Annotated in this window: 14 protein-coding genes and 1 pseudogene; 7 read left to right on the top strand and 8 right to left on the bottom strand. The window is 65.8% G+C overall.

The features are described 5' to 3' along the window. Positions 1-137: 137 nt before the first annotated feature. The gene (locus SB764_RS05820; protein ID WP_065065356.1) at positions 138-1,184 is read right to left on the bottom strand and encodes a HoxN/HupN/NixA family nickel/cobalt transporter; all 1,047 of its coding nucleotides are present in this window, start codon (positions 1,182-1,184) and stop codon (positions 138-140) included. 695 nt (positions 1,185-1,879) lie between these two features. Between SB764_RS05820 and SB764_RS05815 the strand changes: the two genes are divergently transcribed. Continuing rightward, entirely contained in the window at positions 1,880-2,761 is an 882-nt protein-coding gene (locus SB764_RS05815; RefSeq protein WP_110325679.1) for a peptidyl-prolyl cis-trans isomerase, read from the top strand. 165 nt (positions 2,762-2,926) lie between these two features. Here the strand turns inward: SB764_RS05815 and SB764_RS05810 are convergent, their stop codons facing one another. Both SB764_RS05810 and SB764_RS05805 read right to left on the bottom strand, forming a co-directional pair. Then, a complete protein-coding gene (locus tag SB764_RS05810; RefSeq protein ID WP_110325677.1) occupies positions 2,927-4,957 on the bottom strand; it encodes a methyl-accepting chemotaxis protein in 2,031 nt (676 codons plus the stop codon). A 416-nt stretch (positions 4,958-5,373) separates the two neighbouring features. Further along, a complete protein-coding gene (locus SB764_RS05805; protein ID WP_410862911.1) occupies positions 5,374-7,986 on the bottom strand; it encodes a heavy metal translocating P-type ATPase in 2,613 nt (870 codons plus the stop codon). Between the two features lie 287 nt (positions 7,987-8,273). Between SB764_RS05805 and SB764_RS05800 the strand changes: the two genes are divergently transcribed. Further along, positions 8,274-9,707 (top strand): DUF1254 domain-containing protein, encoded by a 1,434-nt coding sequence (locus SB764_RS05800; RefSeq protein ID WP_065065328.1) that lies wholly within the window; start codon positions 8,274-8,276, stop codon positions 9,705-9,707. 334 nt (positions 9,708-10,041) lie between these two features. Next, positions 10,042-13,887: a DUF748 domain-containing protein gene (locus SB764_RS05795; protein ID WP_410862909.1), complete on the top strand. Its 3,846-nt coding sequence runs from the start codon at positions 10,042-10,044 to the stop codon at positions 13,885-13,887. Positions 13,888-14,005: 118 nt separating this feature from the next. Here SB764_RS05795 and SB764_RS05790 read toward each other — a convergent pair whose 3' ends face one another. The 4 genes from SB764_RS05790 to SB764_RS05775 form a co-directional block, all read right to left on the bottom strand. After that, positions 14,006-14,467, bottom strand: a complete 462-nt coding sequence (locus SB764_RS05790; RefSeq protein WP_065065330.1) for an SCP2 domain-containing protein — start codon at positions 14,465-14,467, stop codon at positions 14,006-14,008. Positions 14,468-14,492: 25 nt separating this feature from the next. Beyond that, on the bottom strand, positions 14,493-15,380 hold the full coding sequence (locus tag SB764_RS05785; protein ID WP_074980968.1) for a U32 family peptidase: 888 nt from the start codon (positions 15,378-15,380) through the stop codon (positions 14,493-14,495). Positions 15,381-15,414: 34 nt separating this feature from the next. Then, positions 15,415-16,449, bottom strand: a complete 1,035-nt coding sequence (locus SB764_RS05780) for a peptidase U32 family protein (protein ID WP_124260434.1) — start codon at positions 16,447-16,449, stop codon at positions 15,415-15,417. A 232-nt stretch (positions 16,450-16,681) separates the two neighbouring features. Further along, on the bottom strand, positions 16,682-18,220 hold the full coding sequence (locus SB764_RS05775) for a PLP-dependent aminotransferase family protein (RefSeq protein ID WP_110325665.1): 1,539 nt from the start codon (positions 18,218-18,220) through the stop codon (positions 16,682-16,684). 177 nt (positions 18,221-18,397) lie between these two features. On the opposite strand from SB764_RS05775, the gene SB764_RS05770 reads away from it, so the two are divergent. The 4 genes from SB764_RS05770 (at position 18,398) to SB764_RS05755 (ending at position 22,858) form a co-directional block, all read left to right on the top strand. Continuing rightward, positions 18,398-19,501, top strand: coding sequence for an ABC transporter ATP-binding protein (locus tag SB764_RS05770; protein ID WP_065065334.1), 1,104 nt, complete (start codon positions 18,398-18,400; stop codon positions 19,499-19,501). 87 nt (positions 19,502-19,588) lie between these two features. Beyond that, the gene (locus tag SB764_RS05765) at positions 19,589-20,614 is read left to right on the top strand and encodes an ABC transporter substrate-binding protein (RefSeq protein WP_410863146.1); all 1,026 of its coding nucleotides are present in this window, start codon (positions 19,589-19,591) and stop codon (positions 20,612-20,614) included. A 113-nt stretch (positions 20,615-20,727) separates the two neighbouring features. Beyond that, positions 20,728-22,005: an ABC transporter permease gene (locus SB764_RS05760; RefSeq protein ID WP_410862906.1), complete on the top strand. Its 1,278-nt coding sequence runs from the start codon at positions 20,728-20,730 to the stop codon at positions 22,003-22,005. Between the two features lie 13 nt (positions 22,006-22,018). Beyond that, complete coding sequence (locus SB764_RS05755; RefSeq protein ID WP_065065337.1) at positions 22,019-22,858, top strand: ABC transporter permease; 840 nt, start codon at positions 22,019-22,021, stop codon at positions 22,856-22,858. A gap of 62 nt (positions 22,859-22,920) precedes the next feature. On the opposite strand, the pseudogene SB764_RS05750 reads toward SB764_RS05755, so the two are convergent. After that, positions 22,921-24,395: pseudogene (locus tag SB764_RS05750) on the bottom strand (amidase). Between the last annotated feature and the right edge of the window lie 296 nt (positions 24,396-24,691).

Genomic DNA, 24,691 nt, shown 5'->3' with positions numbered 1-24,691 from the left:
GCTGCGAAAAAATGGAATGATCTGGCCTGGGTGGCCATCTTGTTTTGACCGGAGTCAATTCAGATTGGCTATCGGATAATTCCGATGCGTGAGGGCTTATTCAGCGGCACGCCGAGATGCGGGACTGTCAGAATTCGTCAGGAATGACCGGCCGGCGTGCGCGATGCGGGAGTGCCGGATCGGGCGCGAAAGCGCGCCATCGAGGCGAGCCAGCCGGCGGCGAACAAACCGGCCACGATGAACCCGCCGAGACCCAGCTGGTCGCCGAGCGTATCGGCGGCGCGCCAGACGCCGCCTTCGAGATGGAGACGCTGGCCGATCAGCGAGAGTGCTTCGATGCCGCCCACGACGACCGCCACGACGACCGAGAGCGCGGTCATCGACAGGTTGTAGCGCAGCTTGCGCAACGGGTCGTCGAGCGCCCAGCCGTAGGCGCCCAGCATGAGCAGGCTGTCGGTGGTGTCGGCGAGCGTCATGCCCGCGGTGAAAAGCGCGGGGAACACGAGGATCGCCCAGATCGGCAGGTCCTGCGTGGCGCTCGCGGCGGCGATGCCGAGCAGGCCGATCTCGCTCGCGGTGTCGAAACCCAGACCGAACAGGAAGCCGAGGAAATACATATGCCAGCCGCGCGTCACGAGCCGCATGAGCGGACGCAGCAGCCGCGCGATCAGACCGCGGCCCGCGAGCAGCACGTCGAGATCGGCTTCGCTCCAGGCTTCGCCGCGCCGTACGCGCCGGTAGGTGCGCAGGACCGAGCGCAGGATCAGCAGATTGAATAGCGCGATGGCGAACAGGAACGCCGCCGAAACGCAGGTGCCGATCAGCGCGCCGGTGTCGCGAAAGCGCTCCAGAGGACCTTGAAACGAGGCGGCCGTCGCGGCGATCGCCATGGTGGCGATGACAACGATCGTCGAATGGCCGAGCGAGAACGCAAGGCCGACTTCGAGCGGACGCTGCCCGGCTTGCATGAGCTTGCGCGTGACGTTGTCGATGGCGGCGATGTGATCGGCGTCAAACGCGTGGCGCAGACCGAGCGACCAGGCCAGCAGGCTCGTGCCGAGCAGCGCGGGATGATCGCGGAAAACGCAGATGGCCCACAGCCACGCACCCGTATTCAGGGCCAGCAGGAAGGCGTAGAGGGCGGCGATCTTGTGGCGCAAAGGCGGCCGGGAGGCGGGCGTCATGAAGCGGTGCTCGGGCTGGTGCGGGGTGCCGGGCGCCTGGCGCGTTGGCGAATCGGCGCTCAGGCGAAATTGAGCGCGCACGGTAACAGCATCGAGTGATTGCGAGCGCGGGTTTTGCGTGATGGTTGATCGGGCGCAAGGGGGCGGTGCGCGCGGATTTTGGCGGGGTGCCGGAGGATGATGAGCGGACAGTGTGAGCGGATGGATTCGCCGGCGTGTGCGGTGCTCGCCGAAAGTCTGGCGCGAACTTCGCCGCCGCTTCGCAGCCCCTGCGCAGCACCCCAAAGTTTTCCACAGTTTTCGTTGATAGCCCTGTGAGTAACCTTGGGGTGAGTGCGCCAACTTGCTGATGAATAAGCGTTTTCCCCCGCGATGCCCCGTTTTGGCACACCCCGCCGTGTGCCGCAAAAACAGGCACCATCTTGTCCACAGAAATTGTTGGCAGCCCTGTGGACAAGCTGTCTGCATCTCTGCCAGGCCGTTGATCTGGCAGCGATTCCTCGCAACGGACACTCAGTAAGCCACCTCAGCAGATCCATTCATGTGCTGACCTAAGTCACATCCCGGGTGACTACTTTTTAGCTTTGACACTTGCTGACGCATTCCTGAGCGAAGTTCCGCTAGATTCCCTCGATTGGCCTTCCGCCGCGAAGCGCACACGCATTCAAACCTTGGAGTTCCCCGCAGTGATCCGCATGTCCCACCTGATCCGCACGCTGTGCGTGACCGCATTCGCTTCCGTGGCTGTCAGCACCGTGCTGCCCACGCTCACCCACGCGGCCGGCGAATCCGGCGCGACGTCGCAGTCGGCGGCGTTGCCGGCCGGCGCGGTCGCCGTCGTCAACGGCGTGGCCATTCCGCAGTCCGCGCTCGACGACACCGTCCGCAAGGTCACCGCCAACGGCGCACCCGACGCGCCGCAACTGCGCGCAGCGCTGCGCGACGGTCTGATCGCCCGCGAACTGCTGCGTCAGCAAGCCGTCCACGACCACTTCGACAAGCGCCCGGAAGTCGCCCAGGCGCCCGAGGCCGAGAAGACCGACATGGCGATCCGCGCGTGGCTCGAAGCGAACGTGCGCGCCGCCGATCCGACCGAGCGCCAGATCAAGGCGCGGTACACCACCGTGAACGCCGAACTCGGCCAGTACGAGTTCAAGCCGCAACTGATCGTCGTTGCCGATCAGGCCGCAGCGCAAAACGCGATCGCGCAATTGAAGGCAGGGCAGACGTTCGACGCCGTGGCGAAGCAGGTCAGCCTGGCGCCGTCGAAGGCGAACGGCGGCCAGATGCCGTGGGTGAGCTTCAAGACGCCCGTGGTCGACGGCAAGACGCGCGGCGTGCCGACGGACGTCGCGCAAGCCCTCGCGCAGTTGCAGGTGGGCGGCGTCGCGCCGCAGCCGGTCAAGTCGGACGACGCGTGGGTCGTCGTCAAGCTGCAGGACAAGCGTCCGATGAAGGTGCAGAGCTACGCCGAAGTGAAGGACGAAATCCGTCGTCAACTGAAGGCCGAAGCGCTGGACGCCGCTGTGAACCAGCGCGTGCAGTCGCTCGCGAGCCGCGCGACCATCGTGCGTTAAAACCTTTGCGCGAAGCCGCGTGCTTTGCGGCCATATTCGCGGCCAACTTCGCATGCCGAATTTCGTATTCCAAAATTCGCAGTCGATAAAAAAAGCCGGACGGCGCGCCATGCGCCGTCCGGCTTTTTCGTTGCGGCCCGCGCGCCGAAGCGCACCAACTTTTGCCTAGCCGCGCACCTTGAACACGCTCACGAGTTCCGCGAGCGTCGCGGCCTGTTCGGACAAAGCGGCGGCGGCGCGCTCGGCGTCGCCGACCAGCACGGCATTTTGCTGCGTGGCCTCGCCGATCTGCGAGACCGCGATGTTCACCTGCTCGATGCCGCCCGACTGTTCGCGCGAGGCTACGCTGATCTCGGCGATGATCGAGCGCACCTCTTCCACGCGCGTGACGATCGCGCGCATCGTCGTGCTCGCTTCGCCCGCGATACGGTAGCCGGTATCGACGGTCGAGGTCGATTCGGTGATCAGTTCCGCGATCTCCTTGGCCGCTGCCGCGCTGCGCTGCGCGAGCGCGCGCACCTCGCTCGCCACCACGGCGAAGCCCTTGCCGTGCTCGCCCGCGCGCGCCGCTTCCACGGCGGCGTTGAGCGCGAGGATGTTGGTCTGGAACGCGATGCCGTCGATCACGCTCGTGATGTCGCCGATCTTCTGCGAGGCGCGGCTGATGTCCTGCATCGTCGCCACCACGCGTTCGACGGCGCGGCCGCCTTCGAGCGCGGCCTCGGCGGCGCCCGTCACCACGGTGTTGGCGCGTTGTGCGTGGTCGGCGTTCTGCTGCACGGTCGAGGTGATCTCTTCCATGCTCGCGGCCGTTTCTTCGAGGCTGCTCGCCTGACTCGCGATCCGTTCGGCGATCTCGCCGCTGCCCTGGGCGATGCGCGAGGTGCCGTCGCTCATTTGCGCGCTCGCGCTGCGCACCTGCGAGACGATCTGCGCGAGCCCCACGCCGATGCCGTCGATCGCGCGCGTGAGGCGGCCGATTTCGTCAGCGCCCTGGTTCTGCGCGTCGTCGAGCGAGGGGGATGATACGGATGATGCTTGCATCGACTGCGCGCCGTGCGGATCGAGCGACGCGCCGATGCGCACCGTGAGGTCGCCCGCCGCGAGCCGGCCGGCGGCGTGCGCGGCGGCGTCGAGCGGCTGGCTCACCATGCGGCGCGCGGCGTAGATCGAAAGCGCGGCGAACAGCACCACGAGCACGAAGCCGATCGCGGCGAAGCGGTTACGCGTGGCGTTCACTTCGGCCATGATCTCGTCGCGCGGCACCACGCCGCCCACGAGCCATTGCCATTGCGGCGCGCTCACGAACGAGACCAGTTTCGCGCGTGAGTCGCGCTCGCCGAGCGAGGCGTCCGCGCCCGTGAACTCGAAGGTGCCTTCGCCGGCTTCGAGCATGCGCGTGTAGGGCGCGTTGGCGTCGTCGTAATGCTTGCCCGCGTCGGCCGGATGGACGATGAAATTGCCGCGCGTGGCGCCGTTCGACGCATCCAGCACGAAGTAATAGCCGGTCTGGCCGAGCTTGAGCTTGCCGATTTCCGACTTGATCGCGTCGATCTGCTTGTCGACGTCGACGCCCACGAACAGCGCGCCGATCACCTTGCCGCCGGCGTCTGTGATCGGCCGGTATTCGGTGATGTATTGCTTGCCGAACAGTTGCGCGAGGCCCGCGTAGCTGCGTCCGCCGACGATCGGCTCATAGGCCGGGCCTTTGCGGTCGAGCAGCGTGCCGATCGCGCGCGAGCCGTCCTGCTTCTTGAGCGAGGTCGTCACGCGCACGAAGTCGTCGCCGCTGCGCGCGAACACGGTCGCGATGGCGCCGCTGCGTGCGAGGAATTGATCGGGGATCGAGAAGTCGAGATTCAGCACGTGGTCGCCGACCTTGAAGGTCGGCGTGGCCTTGCCGTTGATGTCGACGGTCTGCGTGGGATCGAGCGCGAACTCGCCGGGCAGGAAGCTCGCAAAGAGCGACATCGAGCGGTCGACTTCGGCGTCGAGTGCGCTGTCGATGAGGGCGATCGTCGAGGCGACCGAATGGTCTTTCTCGGCGATGCGCGCGCGCACCTGGTCGCCGACCTGGTTGGCGGCGCTGTTCGTGAGCGCCCATGTGAAGGCCGCGAAGATCGCGGCGACGAGCACGCACGAAAGTAGCGCGAGCCGCACGCCGACGCTCGTGCGTCGCTGGACGGATGGAATCATTGAAGCGGTTCCTGAAAAGAATAATGCGGAGGGACCGGGCGCTTTCGAAGCGCTGGCAAACGATTTACGGCCAGCTTCGTGAATCCTTGAGGGGTACGCGAAAAAATGTGCGGCGATGCAACGAAACGCGCGGCACAGACAGGAAAATCCGCGATACATCGCGATTTTTGCGTTATATCTTCGGATGAATATCGCTCGCGGCGCGCGTGCGCACGATGCATCAACCGCAATAATTGCGCGTTAGCCACGCGTTAGCAGCATGCACTCAATACTTCGCACACGAAAATAATGCATTCCGATCCGCGCAATAAATGGGAATGCACGGCGCAACAAAAAAAGCGCGCGACGGCGGTGACCGTCGCGCGCTCAGTTTGAACAATGTGTTTGAAAAAGGATCGTGCGCTGAGGCGGGCGCTTTAGCGTTTGTCGCGCCAGGTGCGCAGCAGCAGCGCATTGGTCACGACGCTCACGCTGGAGAACGCCATCGCCGCGCCTGCGAGCATCGGATTGAGCAGCCCGAAAGCGGCGAGCGGAATCCCGATCAGGTTGTAGACGAAGGCCCAGAACAGGTTCTGCTGGATCTTGCGCCACGTGCGCCGCGAGATGTCGATCGCCGCGGCGACGAGCGCCGGGTCGCCGCGCATCAGCGTGATGCCGGCGGCGTTCATCGCCACGTCGGTGCCGGTGGCCATGGCGATGCCGATGTCGGCGGCGGCCAGCGCGGGCGCATCGTTGATGCCGTCGCCGACCATCGCGACGATCGCGCCGCTGCGAATCTTGAGGTCGCGGATCGTGCGCGCCTTGTCGTCGGGCAGGACCTGCGCGTGGACTTCGTCGATGCCCAGTTCGGCGGCCACGGCATGAGCGCTGCCCGCGTTGTCGCCGGTCACGAGCACGCTGCGGATGCCCATCGACTTCAGACGCGCGATGGCGTCGCGCGCGGTCGGCTTCACGGTGTCGCCGAATGCGAGCAGGGCGAGCACGGTGTCGGGTTTTGCATTCGGATTTGCCTCCGATTGCGCGTTCGACTGCGCGCCGGACTGCGTCCCGATCAACCACGAAATCGTGTTGCCTTCGGCTTCCAGCGCCGTGGCGCGCGCCGCGAGCGCGGACGGCACGTCGAGCGCGAGTTCCGCGACCCAGCGCGCGCTGCCGATGGCGAGCTGCCAGCCTTCGACCTGCGCCTGTACGCCGCGTCCGGGCACCGCGCGCGCGTCGTCGGCGGCGGGCAGCGGCGCGCCCTGCGAGGCGTCGTCGTAGGCCTTCACCACGGCCTTCGCAAGCGGATGATCGCTGTGCTGCTGCACGGCGGCGGCGAGCGCGAGCGTCTCGTTGCGCACGAAGCCGCCGGCGGGCTCGAACGCCGTCAGCGAGGGCTGACCGAGCGTGAGCGTGCCGGTCTTGTCGAAGGCGACCACGCCGACGTTGTGCGCCGTTTCGAGCGCTTCGGCGTCCTTGATCAGCACGCCGTGACGCGCGGCTACGCCGGTGCCCGCCATGATCGCGGCGGGCGTGGCGAGCCCTAGCGCGCACGGACAGGCGATCACCAGCACGGCGACCGCGTTGAGAATCGCGGTTTCGGCGGACGCGCCCGCGAGCAGCCAGCCGCCCAGCGTGATCGCGGCGATCACGAGGATCGCGGGCACGAACACGGCGCTCACGCGGTCGACGAGACGCTGGATCGGCGCTTTTTCCGCCTGCGCGCTTTCAACGAGACGGATGATGCGCGCGAGCGTGGTTTCCGCGCCGATTTTCGTCGTGCGCACCGCGATCAGCCCTTCGCCGTTGATCGAGCCGGCGGTGACGGGCTCGCCGGGCTCCTTCGGCACCGGCAGGCTTTCGCCGGTGATCAGCGATTCGTCGACATGACTGCGGCCCTCAAGCACGACGCCGTCGGTCGGCAGGCGCTCGCCCGGCCGCACGACCACGATCGCGCCCACGCGCACCTGCGCGAGCGGCACGTCGCGCTCCGCGCCATTCTCGCGCAGACGCGCGCGTTCGGGGCGCAGCGCGTTGAGGGCGCGGATCGCGTCGGTGGTCTGGCGCTTGGCGCGCGCTTCGAGCCACTTGCCGAAGCGCACCAGCGTGATCACGACCGCCGAGGCTTCGAAATAGAGATGCGCGGTGTCGCCCGGATGCGCGAGCATCGCGTAGACGCTGACGCCCCACGCGGCCGAAGTGCCGAGCGCGACCAGCAGATCCATGTTGCCCGCGCCCGCGCGCACGGCCTTCCAGGCGGCGCGATAGAAGCGCGCGCCAAAGCCGAACTGGACGATCGACGCGAGCACGAGCTGGGCGGCGGCGGGCAGCATCCAGTGCAGACCGAGCCAGTGGCCGAACATCGGCACGACGAGCGGGGCGGTGAGCACGGCGGCGATCAGCACGGCGCGCAGTTCGCGGCGCGCGGCGTCTTCGGCGGCCGCGGCGCGTGACGGCGCGCCGCCGTGGGCGGCCGAATCCGTGGCGGCGTGAGCCGCGGACCCGGCGGGCGCGTCCTTGACGATCGGCGTGGCCTCGTAGCCGGCCTTTTTCACGACGGCGACGAGTTGATCGCTCATCTCGCCCGAAAGCGGCCCGTTCAGCGTGACGGCGGCTTCCTCGGTCGCCAGATTCACGCTGACGCTCGCCACGCCCGGCACTTTCGCCAACACTTTCTCGACGCGGTTCGAACAGGCGGCGCAGGTCATGCCGCCGATGGCGAAATGGGCGATTGCCGGGGAATCGGCGTCGTTATCCGCCGATGCGGGATTTTCGTCGACAATAGGCGCGGCTTCGTAGCCGGCTTTTTCGACGGCGGCCACGAGGCGATCGGCGAAGGCCGAGGCGGCAACCTGAGCGCCTTCGGCGTCGGCATTGGCTTCGACGGTGGCTTTTTCCGTCGCGAGATTCACCGACGCGCGTGTGACGCCCGGCACTTTCGCGAGCGCTTTTTCCACGCGCATCGCGCACGAGGCGCAGGTCATGCCGTGAATTTCAAGCTCGGCGACGCGGCTGGCGGCGGCGCTGTCGGCAACGAGAGGTTCGTTCATGATGTTGGGGCGCGAACGTGAACGCGCGCAATGACGATTCGACTTCACGCAGTATCTACGTTCCCATGATGGGAAGGTCAAGGGCTCTCTCGATCCCCCTCACGCCGGGTAAAGCAGATTTACTTCCGTCAGACTTTTCACGGCAAGGCGCGGGCGATACGATACCACCCGGCGGCATTGGCACCTTGCTGCGCGCACGAGACCACGGCCCTGGGGGGGCCGCGCGCCGCGTCGGAAGCCGGTCGACGTCACTTCATGGACCGCCCCTGCTTCGCACCTATATAGAAATGAAAAGAAAACGCCGAGAGTTTCCCTTTTTCCGCACCTGCGCCGCGCTGGCGGGGATTGCGCTGATTGCCGGTTGCGCGTCCGCGCCCGCGGGCGTCGCGCCCAGGAGCAATGGCTGGGTCAAGGACGAGGTGTCGGATTCCTACGTGTTCGGCTATCCGCTCGTGCTGATGGACGTCTCGCGTGAAGCCGCCACCGGCAGCGCGCCCGGCCAGGCCGAGACGAACACGCTGCGCCACGCGCAATCGCTGCCGCCCGTCGGCGCCTCCAGCCCGCCCGAGCCGAATCTCGACACGCTGGCCTCGTCCGGCTGGTTCGACGTGAGCCGCGAGCCGGTCATCGTCGCGCTGCCCGACACCCACGGCCGCTATATGGACGCCCGCGCGCTCGACATGTGGACCAATGTGGTCTGGTCGACGGCCGCGCCGCCGAAGGAACGCGTTGCCGGTCAGAAGGCGCAAACGATTGCGTTCGTGCCGGCCGGCTGGCAAGGCACGCTGCCCGCGCGCGTGAAGCGCATCGAAGTGAGCACGCGCTACGTCTGGTTCCTCGCGCGCATCCAGACGCGTGGCGGCGGCGATATCGCGGCCGTGCGCCGCCTGCAACGCGGCATCCGCGTCGCGCCGCTGTCGGCCTGGGACGAACACGGCAAGCGTGGCGCGCAAGCCGATGCGTCCTCGGGCGCGGGCCTGAGCGGCGACCCTGTCGCCACGGGCGCGCCGGGCGCGCAGGTCGCGGCGCTCGACGCCAACGGCTTCTTCACGCGTCTCGCGCAGGCGATCGACGACAACCCGTCGATGCCCGACGATCCGCACGCGATCAAGATTCTCGGTGACATCGGCGTGCACGCGGGCGAGACGGCGCAACTGCCGTCCGGCTCGAAGGACGCCGCGCTCGTCGCGGCCGGTTTCGAGGACGGCCGCGCGCGCGTCGCCACGCCGCCCGCGAATCTGCTGGCGGGCAACGGCTGGCTCTGGATCGGCGACGACGCGGGCAACTACGGCCCCGACTACGCATTGCGCGCCTACGCGGCCTACACCTCGCCGGGTCTGCCGACGAGTCTCGACGAAGTGCGCGCGCGCGTCGCCCAGGACAGCGACGGCCACACGCTCAACGGCGCGAACCGCTACGTGATCCACTTCACCGCGAAGCAACTGCCGCCGGTGCGCGGCTTCTGGTCGATCACGGCCTACACGACCGACGGCGCGCTCGACAGCGACGGCCCGGTGCGCGTCGCGTTCGGCGACCGCAACGGCGCGCGCCGCAACCGCGACGGCTCGCTCGACGTGCACGTGAGCGCCGAGCGTCCGCGCGGCGGCGCCAACTGGGTGCCGGTGCCGAAGGGCGATTTCCGCCTCGTGCTGCGTCTGTACGCACCGAAACCGCAAGCCACCGACGGCTCGTGGCAACCGCCCGCGGTCGAGCGTCAGTGACATCGACGCGTCGATGAAACGCGCATAGAGCGGCGGCGCCATCCTCCCCGGATGTGCGCCGCAGTTTTTTTGTCGGAGCGGATGCCGTGCGCCTGACGGACACGCGCCGCCACCGCGCGCGCCGACGCCAGCAAACCGCTCACCACGCGGGTCGCCGCGCGCGCGGATGTGCCGCCGCGTCATCGCGCGCCGGCTGCGAAGCCCATGACGCCGGGCGTTTTACTGCCGCGCAAAACGGCATCGGGCCTATACTTCCGGCTGTCGGACTTTTCCGACAAAACGCCCCAGTCTTTCACTCTGCGACAACGTACTGTCGCGTCATTGGCCAGCAAGCATGGCAAGCATCAACAAAGCATCGCTGACGACTTCCCTGCAATCGGTACGCGCCGTCGCGCGCGCGCCCCGCACACGACGCATCCTTACGGGCGTCCTGATCTTCCTCGTGGTGTTCGGCCTGCTCGGTTTCTTCGCCGCGCCGCCGCTGATCCGCCACATCGCCGAACAGCAGTTGAGCAAGCAGCTCGACCGCCCCGTCACGATCGGCCGCATCGGGCTCAATCCGTACACGCTGCGGCTCGAAGCCGATCGCGTGCATATCGGCGAGCGCGGCGGTCAGGGCGACTTCTTCGACGTCGAACGGCTCGTGGTGAAGCCGTCGTGGTCGTCGCTGTTCCGCCTCGCGCCGATCGTCGACGAAGTGCGGCTCGACTCGCCGCGCGCGACCATCGTGCGGCTCGACGCGCAGCGCTTCAACTTCTCCGATCTGATCGACAAGTTCTCGAAGCCGTCCGACAAGCCGAGCAGCAAGCCCGCCGAGTTTTCCGTCTCGAATATCCGCGTGGAGAACGGCCAGATCACGTTCGACGACCGCCTGCTCAACGAGAAGCACGTGATCGACCGCTGGACGCTGGGCATTCCGTTCATCGCCACGCTGCCTTCCAAGACCGATATCTTCGTGCAGCCGATGCTGCGCGCGCGCATCGACGGCGCGAGCACGCTCGCCATTGACGGCAAGACCAAGCCGTTCGCCGTTTCGCGCGAGTCGGAAGTCGAACTGCATCTCGCCGATCTCGACGTGCCGAAGCTGCTCACGTACGCGCCGTCGAAGCTGCCGGTCACGCTGAAGAGCGGCAAGCTTTCGACCAATCTGAAGCTCGATTTCGTGATGTCGGGCGAAAAGCCCACGCTGCGCGTCTCGGGCACGACGGACCTGAACGACATCGATGCCAGCGACAACGCGGGCGCGCCGCTGCTCAACGCGCGCAGCCTGCACGTGGCGGCGAATTCGCTCGAACCGTTCAGCAACAGCTATCGCTTCGACCAGATCAGGATCGATGCGCCGACGGTTTGGGTCGCGCGCGACAAGGCCGGCGTGCTGAGCTTCGAAAAGCTCGCCAACGCGCCTGCCGCGAAGGCCGAAGCCGCCGCCGCCGCGAGCGGCGCGTCGGCGGGCGTCGCGGCGATGCCGCCGGTTGCGTCGTCGGCGTCGGCGTCGGCGGCGTCCGGCGCACAGGCTACCGCGAGCACTCCGGCCGCGCCCGCCGAAAAAGCGCCGCCGCTCGACCTCTCGATTCGCCAGTTCGCACTCACGGGCGGCACGGTGCATGTGCACGACGAGGCCGCCGCGCGGCCCGTGCAACTGGACCTGAACAACCTCACGGCGACGCTTGCCAACTTCTCGTCGACGGCGAAGCAGCCCGCCGCCTACACGCTCGCGTTCGCCGCGCCCGAAGGCGGCACGGCGCAGGTCTCGGGCAACTTCGGCATGGCCGCGCAAAGCGCCGACGCGAAGATCGCGCTCAACGCGCTCGCGCTGCCGGCGCTGCAGCCTTATATCGACAACGTCACGGCCGCGCAGATCGTCGACGGCAAGCTGAGCCTCGATGCGCTCGTCAACGCGAACTGGGCGAAGCAGCCCGCCGCCGTGACGGTCGGCGCGAGCACGCTGACGCTCGACGCCCTGAAGGTCGCCGCGCGCGGCGCGAAGGCGCCCGCGCTCGCGCTCGCGAAGGGCACCGTGCAGCTGACCCAGGTCGATCTGGCGGCGCGCACGGCGCAAGTCGCCTCGGTGGACACCACGGGTCTGGCCGTCAACGCCGAGCGCCTGAAGAACGGCAAGATCGATCTGATGGAGCTGGCGGCCACGCATGAAGCCGCGCCGCAGCGCACGGCGATTCACGCGGCGCAGAAGTCGGTGCAGGAAGGCCCGACGTGGCGCTTCAAGATCGACGCGGTGAGCGTGAACGACGGCTCGGTCAACTTCACCGACAGCACCACGCCGCGCCCCGTGAAGCTCTCGATCGCGCCGCTCGACCTCAAGGTCCAGCAGATCAGCGACGACATGAAACACGCGCTGCCGATCGAGTTGAAGGCGACCGTCAACAAGAAGGGCACGCTCGCGCTCGACGGCAACGTGAATCCCACGCCGCTGAAAGCGCAGTTGAAGATCGACGCGAACCGGCTCGATGCCGCCGCGTTCGAGCCGTATTTCGGCAACCAGCTGAACGCGGTGATCGCGAGCGCGCTGCTCAACATGAAGGGGCAGTTGTCGGTCGAGCAGGGCAAGGCGATGCGGGCGAACTATCGCGGCGACGCGGCGCTCGTGGACGTGCGCATGCTCGACAAGGCGACCTCGGACCCGTTCGCGGGCTGGCGCTCGCTCGCGCTCACGAACCTCAAGGCGAATTACGACGAGGCGCGCGGCACCGACGTCGACGCGAGCCGCGTGACCTTCGCGGGCTTCTACGGGCGCGTCCTGCTCGACTCGCAGGGCAAGCTGAACCTGAAGGACGTGGTGGCGCACGAGAGCGGTCAGGCGCAGTCGCTCACGCGCGACACCGGCGCCGCGCAGCGCGGCGGCCGCGAGCCGGTGCCGCTCACGCCGCAGGCCGCGAGCGAACCCGCAGCCGCGCCGGTGCAGACGGCGTCGGCGCCTGCCGCCGCGTCGGTCGCGGGCGCGACCGTGACGGCCGCGCAGCCGCCGAAGAATCCGGTGCGCCTGCACTTCGGCCAGCTCGTGCTGCAAAACGGCCGCGTGAACTACACCGACAACTTCATCAAGCCGAACTACACCGCCGACCTCGTGCAGATCCAGGGGACCGTGGGCGCGTTCGGCACCGAGTCGACCACGCCCGCGCCCGTCGATGTCTCGGCGAAGCTCGCGGCCAACGGCCCGATCACGATCAAGGGTACGGTGAATCCGCTGATCGCCAAGCCGTCGCTCGATCTCACCGCGAGCGCGCACGACATCGAACTGACCAATCTCACGCCGTACTCCGCGAAGTACGCGGGCTATCCGATCACGAAGGGCAAGCTCAACGTCGACCTGCACTATCAGCTCGCCGACGATCAGCTCACGGCGAACAACCACATCTTCATCGACCAGTTGACGTTCGGCGATCACGTCGACAACGACACGGCGACGAAGCTGCCGGTGCGCCTCGCGATCTCGCTGCTGAAGAACCGTCGCGGCGAAATCGACGTGAACATTCCGGTGTCGGGTTCGCTCTCGAATCCGGAGTTCAGCATTGGCGGGCTGATCTGGAAAGCGGTGCTGAACCTGATCGCAAAGGCCGTGACCGCGCCGTTCTCGCTGCTCGCGAATGCGTTCGGCGGCAGCGGCGAAGAACTCGGTTATGTGGAATTCGCGCCGGGCACGGCGACGCTCACCGACGCCGATACGAAGAAGCTCGACACCATCGCCAAGGCGCTCGACGACAAGCCGTCGATCAAGATCGATCTGATCGGCCGCGTCGATCCGGCCGTGGATACGCCTGCGCTGCGCGAGCAATACGTGGATCGTCTCGTGCGTCAGCAGAAGGTGAAGGACACCGTGGGCAACGGCGAAAGCGTGGACACCTCGGCAGTGAAGGTCGATCCGAAGGAGTACAACAAGTATCTCGAGAAGGCCTATAAGTCGGGCGACTTCAAGAAGCCGCGCAACATGATCGGCCTGACCAAGAGCTTGCCCGAGGACGACATGAAGCAGGCGCTCGCCGAACACGCGCCCGTGGACGACGCGACGCTGCGCGATCTGGCGCAGCGGCGCGCGCAGGCGGTGCAGCAGTATTTCGAGGGCAAGGTGGATCCGAGCCGCGTGTTCGTGGTGGCGCCCAAGCTCGATGCCAAGGGTATCGACGACAAGGGCGCGACGACGCGGGTGGATTTCGGCCTGAAGTAAGCGGCTGACGATGCAAAAAAGGCGCGCCCTTGTGAGGCGCGCTTTTTTATTCCTGTGCGTGCAATGGGCCGGGTTTGCGCCATTGCAGCAATACACCACGTCACTGCATTTCGAACCTTCACGGGCTTCCCGCCACCTTGCCGCGAATGCGTCCCAACACTCGCTCAAATTCGAACCACGGCCATTCGATCGAATCGAGCGAACTCTTGATGCACACGCCCAGTTCCGTATCGCCTTCCATCACGAGACGGCGGCTGAAAAAAAGCGTATCGGCATCTTCTTTACGGCGCATGAGCGCGAAAAAATCGCGCGCAACGGCGCTAATGACGAGATCGGGTTGCCCGGACGAGCGCAACGCATGAAAGGCGTTCGCCCGAAACATGAAATCGAGCACGAGGCCCGCATCTTTCACGTCGATGCGCAACGCGCGCCCCTCGATCGACGATTTCAGATCGCCGGGAAGATGGGGGCGAAGTGCGAGATTCAGCGCTCTGGCGAACAGTATCGTGCCGGGATACGCGGGTAACAGCGACAGCATGCGCTTGACGGGCGACGGAATGCGATGAAACAGTTCATTCATTTCAGGTCCTCTGCACGGCATCCATTCAGGATCGAACGAATTCGAAGCCGGGTTTCGAATGCCAATAGCCATTGCACGGCGCGGCGGGCATCAAGGGGAGCATGTGCGCCAAGGCATCCGCGGATTCGGACGGCTCGCGAATGACGCGGTGAAAGAGCGACACAAGTTCTTCGGTGTGATGTTGCTGCGGGCTGATGCGCACGATATCGACGCCCATGTTTTTCATCGTGCCGATTTCGTCGATCAGCGTGTAGATATGCGCGGTCTGCGTGGAGATGCCGTTGAGCACGAAAAGCGGCTGCAATTCGCGCGTTTCCAGCAGCATGCCGTCGGCATAGTCTTTGCACACATACTGGCAATTGTCTTTGGGGAAATTGCGGTTGCGTGCGCTGAAACAGCGTGCGGAATACGCCAGCGGCAAACGTCCATAAGCCAGCACCTCGGTTTGCATGCCGGCCGGTCGCGCATGCTGCAACGCGCGCAAATCGAACTGATGCATTTCGTGCGGCGCCACCCAGCGTTTTGCACCTGCCTCCGCGAAGATGTCGAGTGTCGGCGGATTGAAAATATTCAGCGATGCGCCTGCAACGAAGGGCTTTCCTCGCGTACGCTGCACGGCGCCCACGTCGTTGGCCTCGACGCCGTAGCAGCCGTTATCCGCGATGTCCGCAAGCACGCGCATGTCCTTGCCGGATTCCAGCAAGGTTTGCGTGCTCAGTACGACTTCCTTGCCCGCATCGGTTAAGCGTGCGGCAACGTCCATCCAGTCCGAAAACCGCATTTCGTGGCGGCGCGAACACACCACTTCGCCGAGGTAGACAATATCGACCGGCAGGGTCGCCACGCGCTCGTAGAACGCGAGCAATGTCGTGCGCGGCCAATAATATTGAACGGGTCCAAGCGAGATCTTCAAGATTGACGCTCCGTGCGATGCGCGTGGCAATGACTCATTTCCAGGGGCGATGCAGTGCGCCCAAAGTCTGCTGATGTCCTTCGGAAAGCCGCGAAAGATCCGTCTGCCAGTCGGGTTGAACGCGAAAGTGCAGCGGGTCGCGCAAACACTGGTCGATCGCTTCGCGCCAGACACGCGTGACTTGTTCGACATACGCCGAACTGCGTTGCCGTCCTTCTATTTTCACCGCGCGTACGCCCATCTCGATCAGCTTCGGCAGCAGTTCGAGCGTGTTCAGGCTGGTCGGTTCTTCGATCGCGTAATACGCTTCGCCTTCGACCACGAAACGTCCTTTGCACAGCGTCGGATAGCCGCTCTTTTCATTGACGTCGTAGCGGTCGATCAGCAGACCGTTGAGCCGCGATTCGAGTCCCGCCGCCGTCTGCAACCAGCGCACGGCTTTCGCGGGCGAACACACGCCGTTCAGATTCGGCGATTCGCCGGTCACATACGACGACAGCGCACAACGGCCTTCCGCCATCACGCACAGACTGCCGAAACCGAATACCTCGATTTCGACCGGCGTTTGGCCGATCAACTGCTCGACTTGCGACAGCGACAGCACGCGCGGCAAGACCGCGCGCGCAATGCCGAATTGCTCGTGATAGAAGTTGACCGCCTGATGATTGGTCGCCGATCCCTGCACCGATAAATGCAATCGCAACCCCGGGTGATGTCGCGAGGCGTAACGCATGAGACCGGGGTCGGCGAGAATCACGGCATCGACGCCGAGATCCGCGGCGGCATCCACGGCGCTGTGCCAGTTCGCGATCGAGTCCGGTTGCGGATAGGTGTTGAGCGCGAGAAAGACCTTGCGCTTGAGCGCATGCGCGTAGCGAATGCCGGTTTCTATCGCTTCGCGCGTGAAATTCAGCCCGGAAAAGTTGCGTGCGTTTGTCGCATCACGAAAGCCGAGATAGACACAGTCGGCGCCATTGTCGACCGCGATCTTCAGTGCGGGAAGATTGCCGGCGGGGCAGACCAGTTCGATCGGCGACGGGTCCGGTTGAGCGTCTTTGGGGAAATGCATTTTCGACTTCACTCAAGGCAAAAGCAGTCGTGAATTCAGTGCGGTGCGTCACGTCGACACTTGATTTCCAGTGGCAACGAGCGGCGCCGCGTAATCGACGAATGCTTTTATGGAGTTGGGTTGAAAATGAATATAGGCAACTACGGCACGAAGGGAAATTACCGTTTTGATATCGATGAAAAGACAAAACGGTATAGATATACCGCGATTTCTGACCTCACTTCGCTTCGCTTCACGCCGCGCGTTTCCCGAACGCATGTTTCTCGATCACGCGCGCGAGCGTGTCGAACGCTGGCTCGATGTGCTCGTGCGGCACGCATGCGTAACCGGTTAGCAATCCTTTGCGTTGCTGCTTGCCGAGATAATACGAAGCGAGTGGCCGCACGATCACGCCCGCGTCATAGGCCGCCGCCGTCACCACGCGGTCGTCGCAATGATCCGGCAGTCTGAGCACGAAATGCAGACCGGCTTCGTCGCCCATCACGGGCAGCGCGTCGCCGAAATGCCGCGTCACGGCATCGATCAACAATTGCCGACGCTCGCCGTAGAGCGTGCGCATGCGGCGTACGTGCGAAGTCAGATAGCCGTCCATGATGAATTCGGCCAGCACGGCCTGCTGCATCAATTGACCTTCGCGATACAGTTCCGCCACACCGGTGCGAAACGTCGCCGCGAGTCGTTCCGGCACCACCATATAGCCCACGCGCAAACCCGGAAACAGCAGCTTGCCGAGACTGCCCACATAGATCACGCGATCCGATTCGTCGAGCCCCTGCAGCGACGCAAGTGGCCGGCTGCCGTAGCGAAACTCGCTGTCGTAATCGTCTTCGATGATCCAGACCTTGTGCTGGCGCGCGTATTCGAGCAGCGTGCGGCGGCGCGCGAGGCTCATCACCATGCCGAGCGGATACTGATGCGACGGCGTGACGAGCGCCATGCGCGGCGGATGGCGCAGGTCCGATTCGCGCGGATTCAATCCTTCGGCATCCACAGGAATCGGCGCGAGTTTGATGCCCGAGGCCTGCAGCACGCTGCGCGCGCCCCAGTAGCACGGTTCCTCGACCCACGCGCGGTCGCCGTGGTCGGCGAGCAGCCGCACGGCAAGATCGATCGACTGATGAATGCCCGTGGTGATGATGATCTGGTCGGGCGTGCAGCGCACCGAGCGCGCGACGCGCAAATAGTCCGACAAGGCGCGCCGCAAAGGCCGATAGCCGCCGCCCGGCGCATAGGTGAGCAGATCGTGGCTCGCCGACTTCCAGAGCCGCGATTGCAGGCGGCTCCAGGTGCGCGCGGGAAACTCGGCCACGTCCGGCACGCCGGGCATGAACGCGCCCCATTGCTTGGCGGAGACGCCCGCTTCGTCGATCAGGCGCTGCCCGCGCACCGACATGTCGCCGCGCGGGCACGCCGCCGGTTCGGCATTCGCGGCATTCGCGGCCGACGCGTCGGCGCCGTCCGGCGTGGCCGCGGTCGCGCGCGGGCCGACCGCGGCGGAATCCGGGCGCGTGTCGGCCACATAGGTGCCGCTGCCGGTGGTCGAGAGCACGTAGCCTTCGGCGCTCAACTGGTCGTAGACGTGCAGCACCGTATTGCGCGCGATGCCGAGATCGCCGGCCAGCGTGCGCGAGCTGGGCAGCTTGGTGCCGGGCGCGAGTTTTCCGGTCAGAATGGCCTGCTGCATCAGGCGCAGGAGCTGCCGGTAGACGGGTTCGACGTCGTTTTTGTCAAGCTGCGCGGCCAGCCAGTCGGACAAGATGACCATGACCAAGTGGTTCCATCAGGAATAATGAAATGGCTCCATTGGATAGAGCCGGGACAGACTATAGTAATCCGCACGTCAGATCTGGTTAATGCAAGCGACAGAATTTATTTAATCGCGCCGGATCGGCGGTTCGCGGCAATACGGGCTCGCGGCAATACGGGAATAGAGACAGGAGACTGGGCGATGAAGCACTCGGACGTGATCGTCAGCTTTCGCGGCGTGCGCAAGACCTACGACGGCGAAACGCTGGTCGTGAAGCAACTCGATCTGGACATCTATCAGGGCGAGTTCCTGACGCTGCTGGGGCCGTCCGGCTCCGGCAAGACCACGTGCCTGATGATGCTCGCCGGCTTCGAGTTTCCCACCGGCGGCGAGATCCGTCTCGAAGGCAAGCTGCTCAACAACGTGCCGCCGCACAAGCGCGACATCGGCATGGTGTTCCAGAACTACGCGCTGTTCCCGCACATGACGGTCGAGCAGAACGTGGCGTATCCGCTGGGCGTGCGCAAGGTGCCCGCCGGCGAGCGCGCCGCGCGTGTGAACGATGCGCTCAAGATGGTGCGCATGGAAAGCTTCGCGAAGCGTTACCCGGCGCAATTGTCGGGCGGTCAGCAGCAGCGTATCGCGCTGGCGCGCGCGCTGGTGTTCCAGCCCAAGCTCGTGCTGATGGACGAACCGCTCGGCGCGCTCGACAAGCAACTGCGCGAACATATGCAGTACGAACTGAAGTCGCTGCACGAGAAGCTTGGCGTCACTTTCGTCTACGTCACGCACGATCAGGGCGAGGCGCTCACGATGTCGGACCGCGTCGCGGTGTTCGACAAAGGCATCGTGCAGCAGCTCGACAGCGTCGACCGCCTGTACGAGTCGCCGTGCAACGAGTTCGTCGCGAACTTCATCGGCGACAGCAATCGTCTGCGCGGCAAGATCGCCTCCGTCGAAGGCGAGTTCTGCGAAATCCATCTGGCCGACGGCACGCGTCTCAAGGGCCGCAACGTTGCGGGCGCGCAGGCGGGCGCCGACGCCATCGCGTGCATCCGTCCCGAGCGCATGAAGCTCGCCGCGAACGGCTTGTCGAATGGCGCGCTGAACGGTGCGAACGCCATCGCGGGCGAGGCCCGCAGTCTGATCTATTACGGCGACCACGTGCGCATGCGCTGCGGTCTGCCTCAGCAGGACGAGTGCTTCGTGAAGGTGCCGCTCGGCACCGCGGCGCTCGCCGGTTTCGCGCCCGGTCAGCCGGTCGCGCTCGAGTTTGCGCCCGAACATCTGCGCGTGTTCGCGTGAAGACGACCGGGCCACGCCTTGCGTGCTGAAGGGCCCGGCAAGACAACCACCAAGGAGAAGGGACTCACCATGAAGAAGATCGGCAACATGCGCGTTGCGGCGGTCGCGGCCACGCTCGCACTCTCGTTCGGCGCGGCGCACGCGGCGGAACTCACGGTCGTGAACTTCGGCGGCGCGAATGGCAACGCGCAGAAGGCGGCCTTCAACGAGCCGTACCAGGCGCAATCGGGTACCAAGATCACCACCGTCGAGTACAACGGCGAGCAGGCCAAGGTCAAGGCGATGGTCGAGGCGAAGCACGTCAACTGGGACGTGGTGGAAGTCGAAACGGGCGACATCGCGCGCGGCTGCGACGAAGGCCTGTACGAAAAGCTCGACTGGTCCAAGCTCGGCAACAAGAGCGACTTCATCAAGGCCGCGCAGCAGCCGTGCGGCGCGGGCTTCTTCGTGTGGTCGACGGCGCTCGCCTATAACGCCGACAAGCTCAAGACCGCGCCCACGAGCTGGGCCGACTTCTGGGACACGAAGAAATTCCCGGGCAAGCGCGGCATGCGCAAGGGCGCGCAGTACAACCTCGAATTCGCGCTGATGGCCGACGGCGTCGCGCCGCAGGACGTCTACAAGGTGCTCTCGACGAAGGCGGGCCAAGACCGCGCGTTCAAGAAGCTCGACGAACTGAAGCCGAACATCCAGTGGTGGGAAGCGGGCGCACAGCCGCCGCAGTTCCTCGTGGCCGGCGACGTGGTGATGTCCACGGCCTTTAACGGCCGCATCGACGCCGCGCAGCGCGAAGGCAAGAACCTCAAGGTCGTCTGGAACGGCAGCATCTACGATCTGGACTACTGGGCGATTCCGAAGGGCTCGCCGAACAAGGACGGCGCGCTCAAGTACATCGCCTATACGCTCTCGCCGAAGCCGCAGCAGGAGTACGCGAAGCACATCGCCTACGGTCCGGTGAACCAGAACGCCATCAAGGCGCTCGATGAGAAGACGCTGGAAAACCTGCCGAACTCGCCGGCCAACGGCAAGAACGCGGTGCAGCAGAACCTCACGTTCTGGACCGACCACGGCGACGAACTGGAGCAGCGCTTCGCATCGTGGGCCGCGAAGTAAGCGCCTGAATCAACGCATGAACCGTTGAAGTATCCGTTGCGCGGCGCGCCTCGTTTTTCTCGGGGCGCGCCGCGCGGCAACGGAGGCAGTGCAGGAGACTTGATGTGACAACGATGACGACCGCGACCCAAGTCGCCGACAACGCAGGCGAATCGAGCGCGCGCCTCGAGCGCGAGCTGCGCCTCGCGCAGGCGAAGAAACGCACGATGGCGCTGCTGCTGATCGCGCCGCTGGCGATCTTTCTGGTGCTGATTTTCGTCGTGCCGATCGCGGCGCTGCTCACGCGCGCCGTGCAGAATCCCGAAGTGGCCACCGCGTTGCCGCACACGGTTGCGGCGCTGCACGGCTGGGATCGCAAGAGCGCGCCGCCCGACGCGGCGTATGCCGCGCTCGCGCAGGACCTCACCGCGGTGCAGGACGGCGACGCCATGGGCGCGCTCGCGCGCCGCCTGAACGTGGAAATCGCGGGCTACCGCTCGCTCGTCGCCAAGACCGCGCGCGCCATGCCGCTCGCCGACGACGACGGCAAGCCGCTCACACTCACGCCCGCACAGACGCGCGCCAAAATCGTCGAACTCGACGACCGCTGGAACGACGTCGCGTACTGGCAAGCCATCGCGAAGAACAGCGGCCGCTATTCGCCGTTCTATCTGCTCGCGTCGCTCGATCACAAGCAGGACGCATTCGGCAGCATCGTGGCCGCCGATCCCGAGCAGCAGATCTATCTCGCCGTCTTCGGCCGCACCTTCGTGATCAGCGTGTTCGTCACGTTGTTCGCGCTCGCGCTCGGCTATCCGCTCGCCTACTGGATCTCGACGCTCTCCGAGCGCCGCGCGAATCTCGTGATGATCCTCGTGCTGATTCCGTTCTGGACGTCGATTCTCGTGCGCGTGGCCGCGTGGATCGTGATCCTGCAAAGCGAAGGGCTCGTAAACAAAGCTCTGATCGGCACCGGCATCATTTCGTCGCCGCTCGCGCTGCTGTTCAACCGCGTGGGCGTCTATATCTCGATGACGCACATTCTGCTGCCCTTCATGGTGCTGCCGCTCTACAGCGTGATGAAATCGATTCCGCCGACGTTTCAGCGTGCGGCCGTCTCGCTCGGCAGCCATCCGTTCGCGGCCTTCTGGCGCGTGTACGTGCCGCAGACCTATCCGGGCATCGGCGCGGGCGTGCTGCTCGTCTTCATCCTCTCGATCGGCTACTACATCACGCCCGCGCTGCTCGGCGGTCCGGCCGACCAGATGGTGAGCTACTACGTGGCGTACTTCACGAACGTGTCGATCAACTGGGGCATGGCGTGCTCGCTCGGCGCGCTGCTGCTCGCCGCCACGACCGTGCTGTACTTCGTCTACGTGCGCTTCACGCGCACGAACCTGAGCCTCGGCTAACGGAGGCCACGTCATGAAATTCGCGAAACCGCTGTTTGCGCCGCATACCTCGGGCATCGAACGCATCTGGTACTTCACGTTGCGCGGCCTTGCCGTGCTCACGCTGCTGTATCTGATCCTGCCCGTGCTGGCGATCGTGCCGCTGTCGTTCTCGTCGAGCACGTTTCTCGTCTATCCGATTCCGGGCTGGTCGCTGCGCTGGTACGAAAACCTCGTGATGTCCGACGAGTGGCGCATGGCCGCGAAGAACAGCTTCATCGTCGGGCCGCTCGCGACGGTGGTGGCCACGGTGCTCGGCACGCTCGCGGCCATCGGTCTGAACAAGGCTGATTTCCGCGGCAAGTCGCTGCTGATGGCGATCCTCATTTCGCCGATGATCGTGCCCGTGGTGGTGGTGGGCGTGGGCATGTATCTGTTCTTCGCGCCGCTCGGCCTCGCCAACACGTATATCGGGCTGATTCTCGCGCACGCGTCGCTGGGCGTGCCCTTCGTGGTGACGACGGTGTCGGCGACGCTCGCGGGCTTCAATCACAATCTCGTGCGCGCGAGTCTCTCGCTGGGCGCGAATCCGGTCACGACCTTCTTCCGCATCACGCTGCCCGTGATCGCGCCGGGTGTGATTTCGGGCGCGCTGTTCGCGTTCGCGACGTCGTTCGACGAAGTGGTCGTCACGCTGTTCCTCGCGGGCGCCGATCAAACGACGCTGCCGCGCCAGATGTTCACCGGCATCCGCGAAAACATCAGTCCGACGATTGCCGCGCTCGCGACGATCCTGATCGTGTTTTCGACCTGTCTGCTGCTGGCGCTCGAATGGCTGCGCGGCAGGAATGCGGCGCGTGCGATCAAGGCCTGAAGTCCTTCGGCTCAAAAAAAGCGGCGCATCTGCGCCGCTTTTTTCTTGTCCACTCGTTGTGTTTAAACCGCGATGCTCGCGGGCACGCGCCGCTTCACCCAGCGCGTCGCCTCGTCATAGGCGTTCGCCAGTTGCAGCACGGAAAAGTCCGCGCGCGGCTTGCCGATCAGTTGCAGACCCATTGGCAGCCCTTGCGCGTTGAAGCCGGCCGGCACGCTCACCACGGGCAGCCCGGCGAGACTCGCGCCGATCACCACTTCCATCCAGCGGTGATAGGTGTCCATCGCGCGGCCCGCGATCGACTTCGGCCAATGCTCGTTCGCATCGAACGGGAAGATCTGCGCGCTCGGCAGCGCCAGGTAGTCGTACTGCTCGAACAGCGCGAGCAGCGCGTTGTACCACTGGCTGCGCGCGACCGAGGCTTGCCACACGTCCTCGCCCGAGAGCGCGAGGCCGCCTTCGACTTCCCATTGCGCTTCCGGCTTGAGCAGCGCGCGCTTCGCGGGATCGCGCCAGAGCGCGCCGAGCGTGCCCGCGACCGAGAAGTGACGCAGCGTGCGCCAGCACTCCCAGAGCTTTTCCATCGGATAGTCGGGACGCGCGGCCTCGACCGTGCAGCCGATCGCGCCGAAGTCCCCGAGCGCCGTCTCGCAGAGCGCGAGCACGCCGTCTTCCATCGCCAGATAGCCGCCGTAGTCGCCGAGCCAGCCGATGCGCGTGCCGCCGAACTCGCGCGCGAGCGGCGCCGTGAACTGCGCGGGATCGTCGCCGAGCGAGAGCGGCGCGCGCGCGTCGTAGCCCGCCTGCGTCGCCAGCAGCATGGCGAGGTCGGGCACGCTGCGGCCCATCGGCCCCGCGCTGCCGAGCTGGTTTAGAAGAGATCGACGGCGGGCGCGTTGGGCACGCGGCCCTGCGAAGGCCGGAAGCCGAACACGTTGTTCCAGCCCGCGGGATTGCGCAGCGAGCCCATCATGTCGCTGCCGTCGGCGACCGGCAGCATGCGCAGCGCGAGCGCCACGGCCGTGCCGCCGCTGCTGCCGCCCGCGCTGCGGCCAGGATCGTACGCGTTGAGCGTGGTGCCGAACACCGTGTTGTAGGTGTGCGAGCCCAGTCCGAACTCCGGCGAGTTGGTCTTGCCGATGAAGATCGCGCCTTGCGCACGCAGCCGCGCGACCATCAGCGCGTCGCTCTTCGGCACTTCGTTGCGGAAGATCGGCGAGCCTTGCGTCGAGGCGAGGCCGGCCGTCGCCGAAAGATCCTTGGGCGCCTGCGGGATGCCGTGCAGCCAGCCGAGATACTCGCCGCGCGCGAGTTGCGCGTCGCGTTCGTCGGCTTCGGCCAGCAGCGCGCCGCGTTCGCGCAGCGACACGATGGCGTTGGCCGGTGTGTTCACGCGCGCGATGTGGTCGAGGAAGGCGTGCATCACTTCGCGGCACGAGACCTTGCGCAGGCGGATCCACTGCGAGAGTTCGAGCGCGTCGGCGGCGACGATGTCGTGGGGCGCGAGCGGGGCGGACGGGGGCAATGCCTGATTCATGCGTGACTCTCGGTGAAGATGGTGACGGATGGGGCGGCTGGAGCGGGCTCCGGTTCATTGTCGCCTGGCCTGCGCGCGCGCGAAAGCGAACGGCTGGTTGTCGCGTGAATCAGCGGTTGCCGCCTTGGGTGCGTTGCTTGTGCGTCGTCGATATGCGGCGTTTGCTTTTTGTAAGCGCGATGACGACAATAGCGCCTCTTGCGCGCCGGGGTGCATGTCGGCGGTATTCAGGGCGCATTCGTGCCGACCATGCGCCGGATATGCGCCGAATATGCGCCGCCCCGAGCGCCGTACGG

This window comes from Paraburkholderia sp. SIMBA_027 (assembly GCF_046535315.1).
Classification (GTDB): domain Bacteria; phylum Pseudomonadota; class Gammaproteobacteria; order Burkholderiales; family Burkholderiaceae; genus Paraburkholderia; species Paraburkholderia tropica.
Note: the sequence above shows the minus strand (reverse complement) of the source record. Positions and strands in the feature narration are given on the sequence as shown.

What these genes read in the sequence shown, in the direction of transcription:
- SB764_RS05820 (WP_065065356.1), bottom strand. Translation starts at nt 1,184, where the DNA reads ATGACGCCCGCCTCCCGGCCGCCTTTGCGCCACAAGATCGCCGCCCTC.
- SB764_RS05815 (WP_110325679.1), top strand. Translation starts at nt 1,880, where the DNA reads ATGTCCCACCTGATCCGCACGCTGTGCGTGACCGCATTCGCTTCCGTG.
- SB764_RS05810 (WP_110325677.1), bottom strand. Translation starts at nt 4,957, where the DNA reads ATGATTCCATCCGTCCAGCGACGCACGAGCGTCGGCGTGCGGCTCGCG.
- SB764_RS05805 (WP_410862911.1), bottom strand. Translation starts at nt 7,986, where the DNA reads ATGAACGAACCTCTCGTTGCCGACAGCGCCGCCGCCAGCCGCGTCGCC.
- SB764_RS05800 (WP_065065328.1), top strand. Translation starts at nt 8,274, where the DNA reads ATGAAAAGAAAACGCCGAGAGTTTCCCTTTTTCCGCACCTGCGCCGCG.
- SB764_RS05795 (WP_410862909.1), top strand. Translation starts at nt 10,042, where the DNA reads ATGGCAAGCATCAACAAAGCATCGCTGACGACTTCCCTGCAATCGGTA.
- SB764_RS05790 (WP_065065330.1), bottom strand. Translation starts at nt 14,467, where the DNA reads ATGAATGAACTGTTTCATCGCATTCCGTCGCCCGTCAAGCGCATGCTG.
- SB764_RS05780 (WP_124260434.1), bottom strand. Translation starts at nt 16,449, where the DNA reads ATGCATTTCCCCAAAGACGCTCAACCGGACCCGTCGCCGATCGAACTG.
- SB764_RS05770 (WP_065065334.1), top strand. Translation starts at nt 18,398, where the DNA reads ATGAAGCACTCGGACGTGATCGTCAGCTTTCGCGGCGTGCGCAAGACC.
- SB764_RS05765 (WP_410863146.1), top strand. Translation starts at nt 19,589, where the DNA reads ATGCGCGTTGCGGCGGTCGCGGCCACGCTCGCACTCTCGTTCGGCGCG.
- SB764_RS05760 (WP_410862906.1), top strand. Translation starts at nt 20,728, where the DNA reads ATGACGACCGCGACCCAAGTCGCCGACAACGCAGGCGAATCGAGCGCG.
- SB764_RS05755 (WP_065065337.1), top strand. Translation starts at nt 22,019, where the DNA reads ATGAAATTCGCGAAACCGCTGTTTGCGCCGCATACCTCGGGCATCGAA.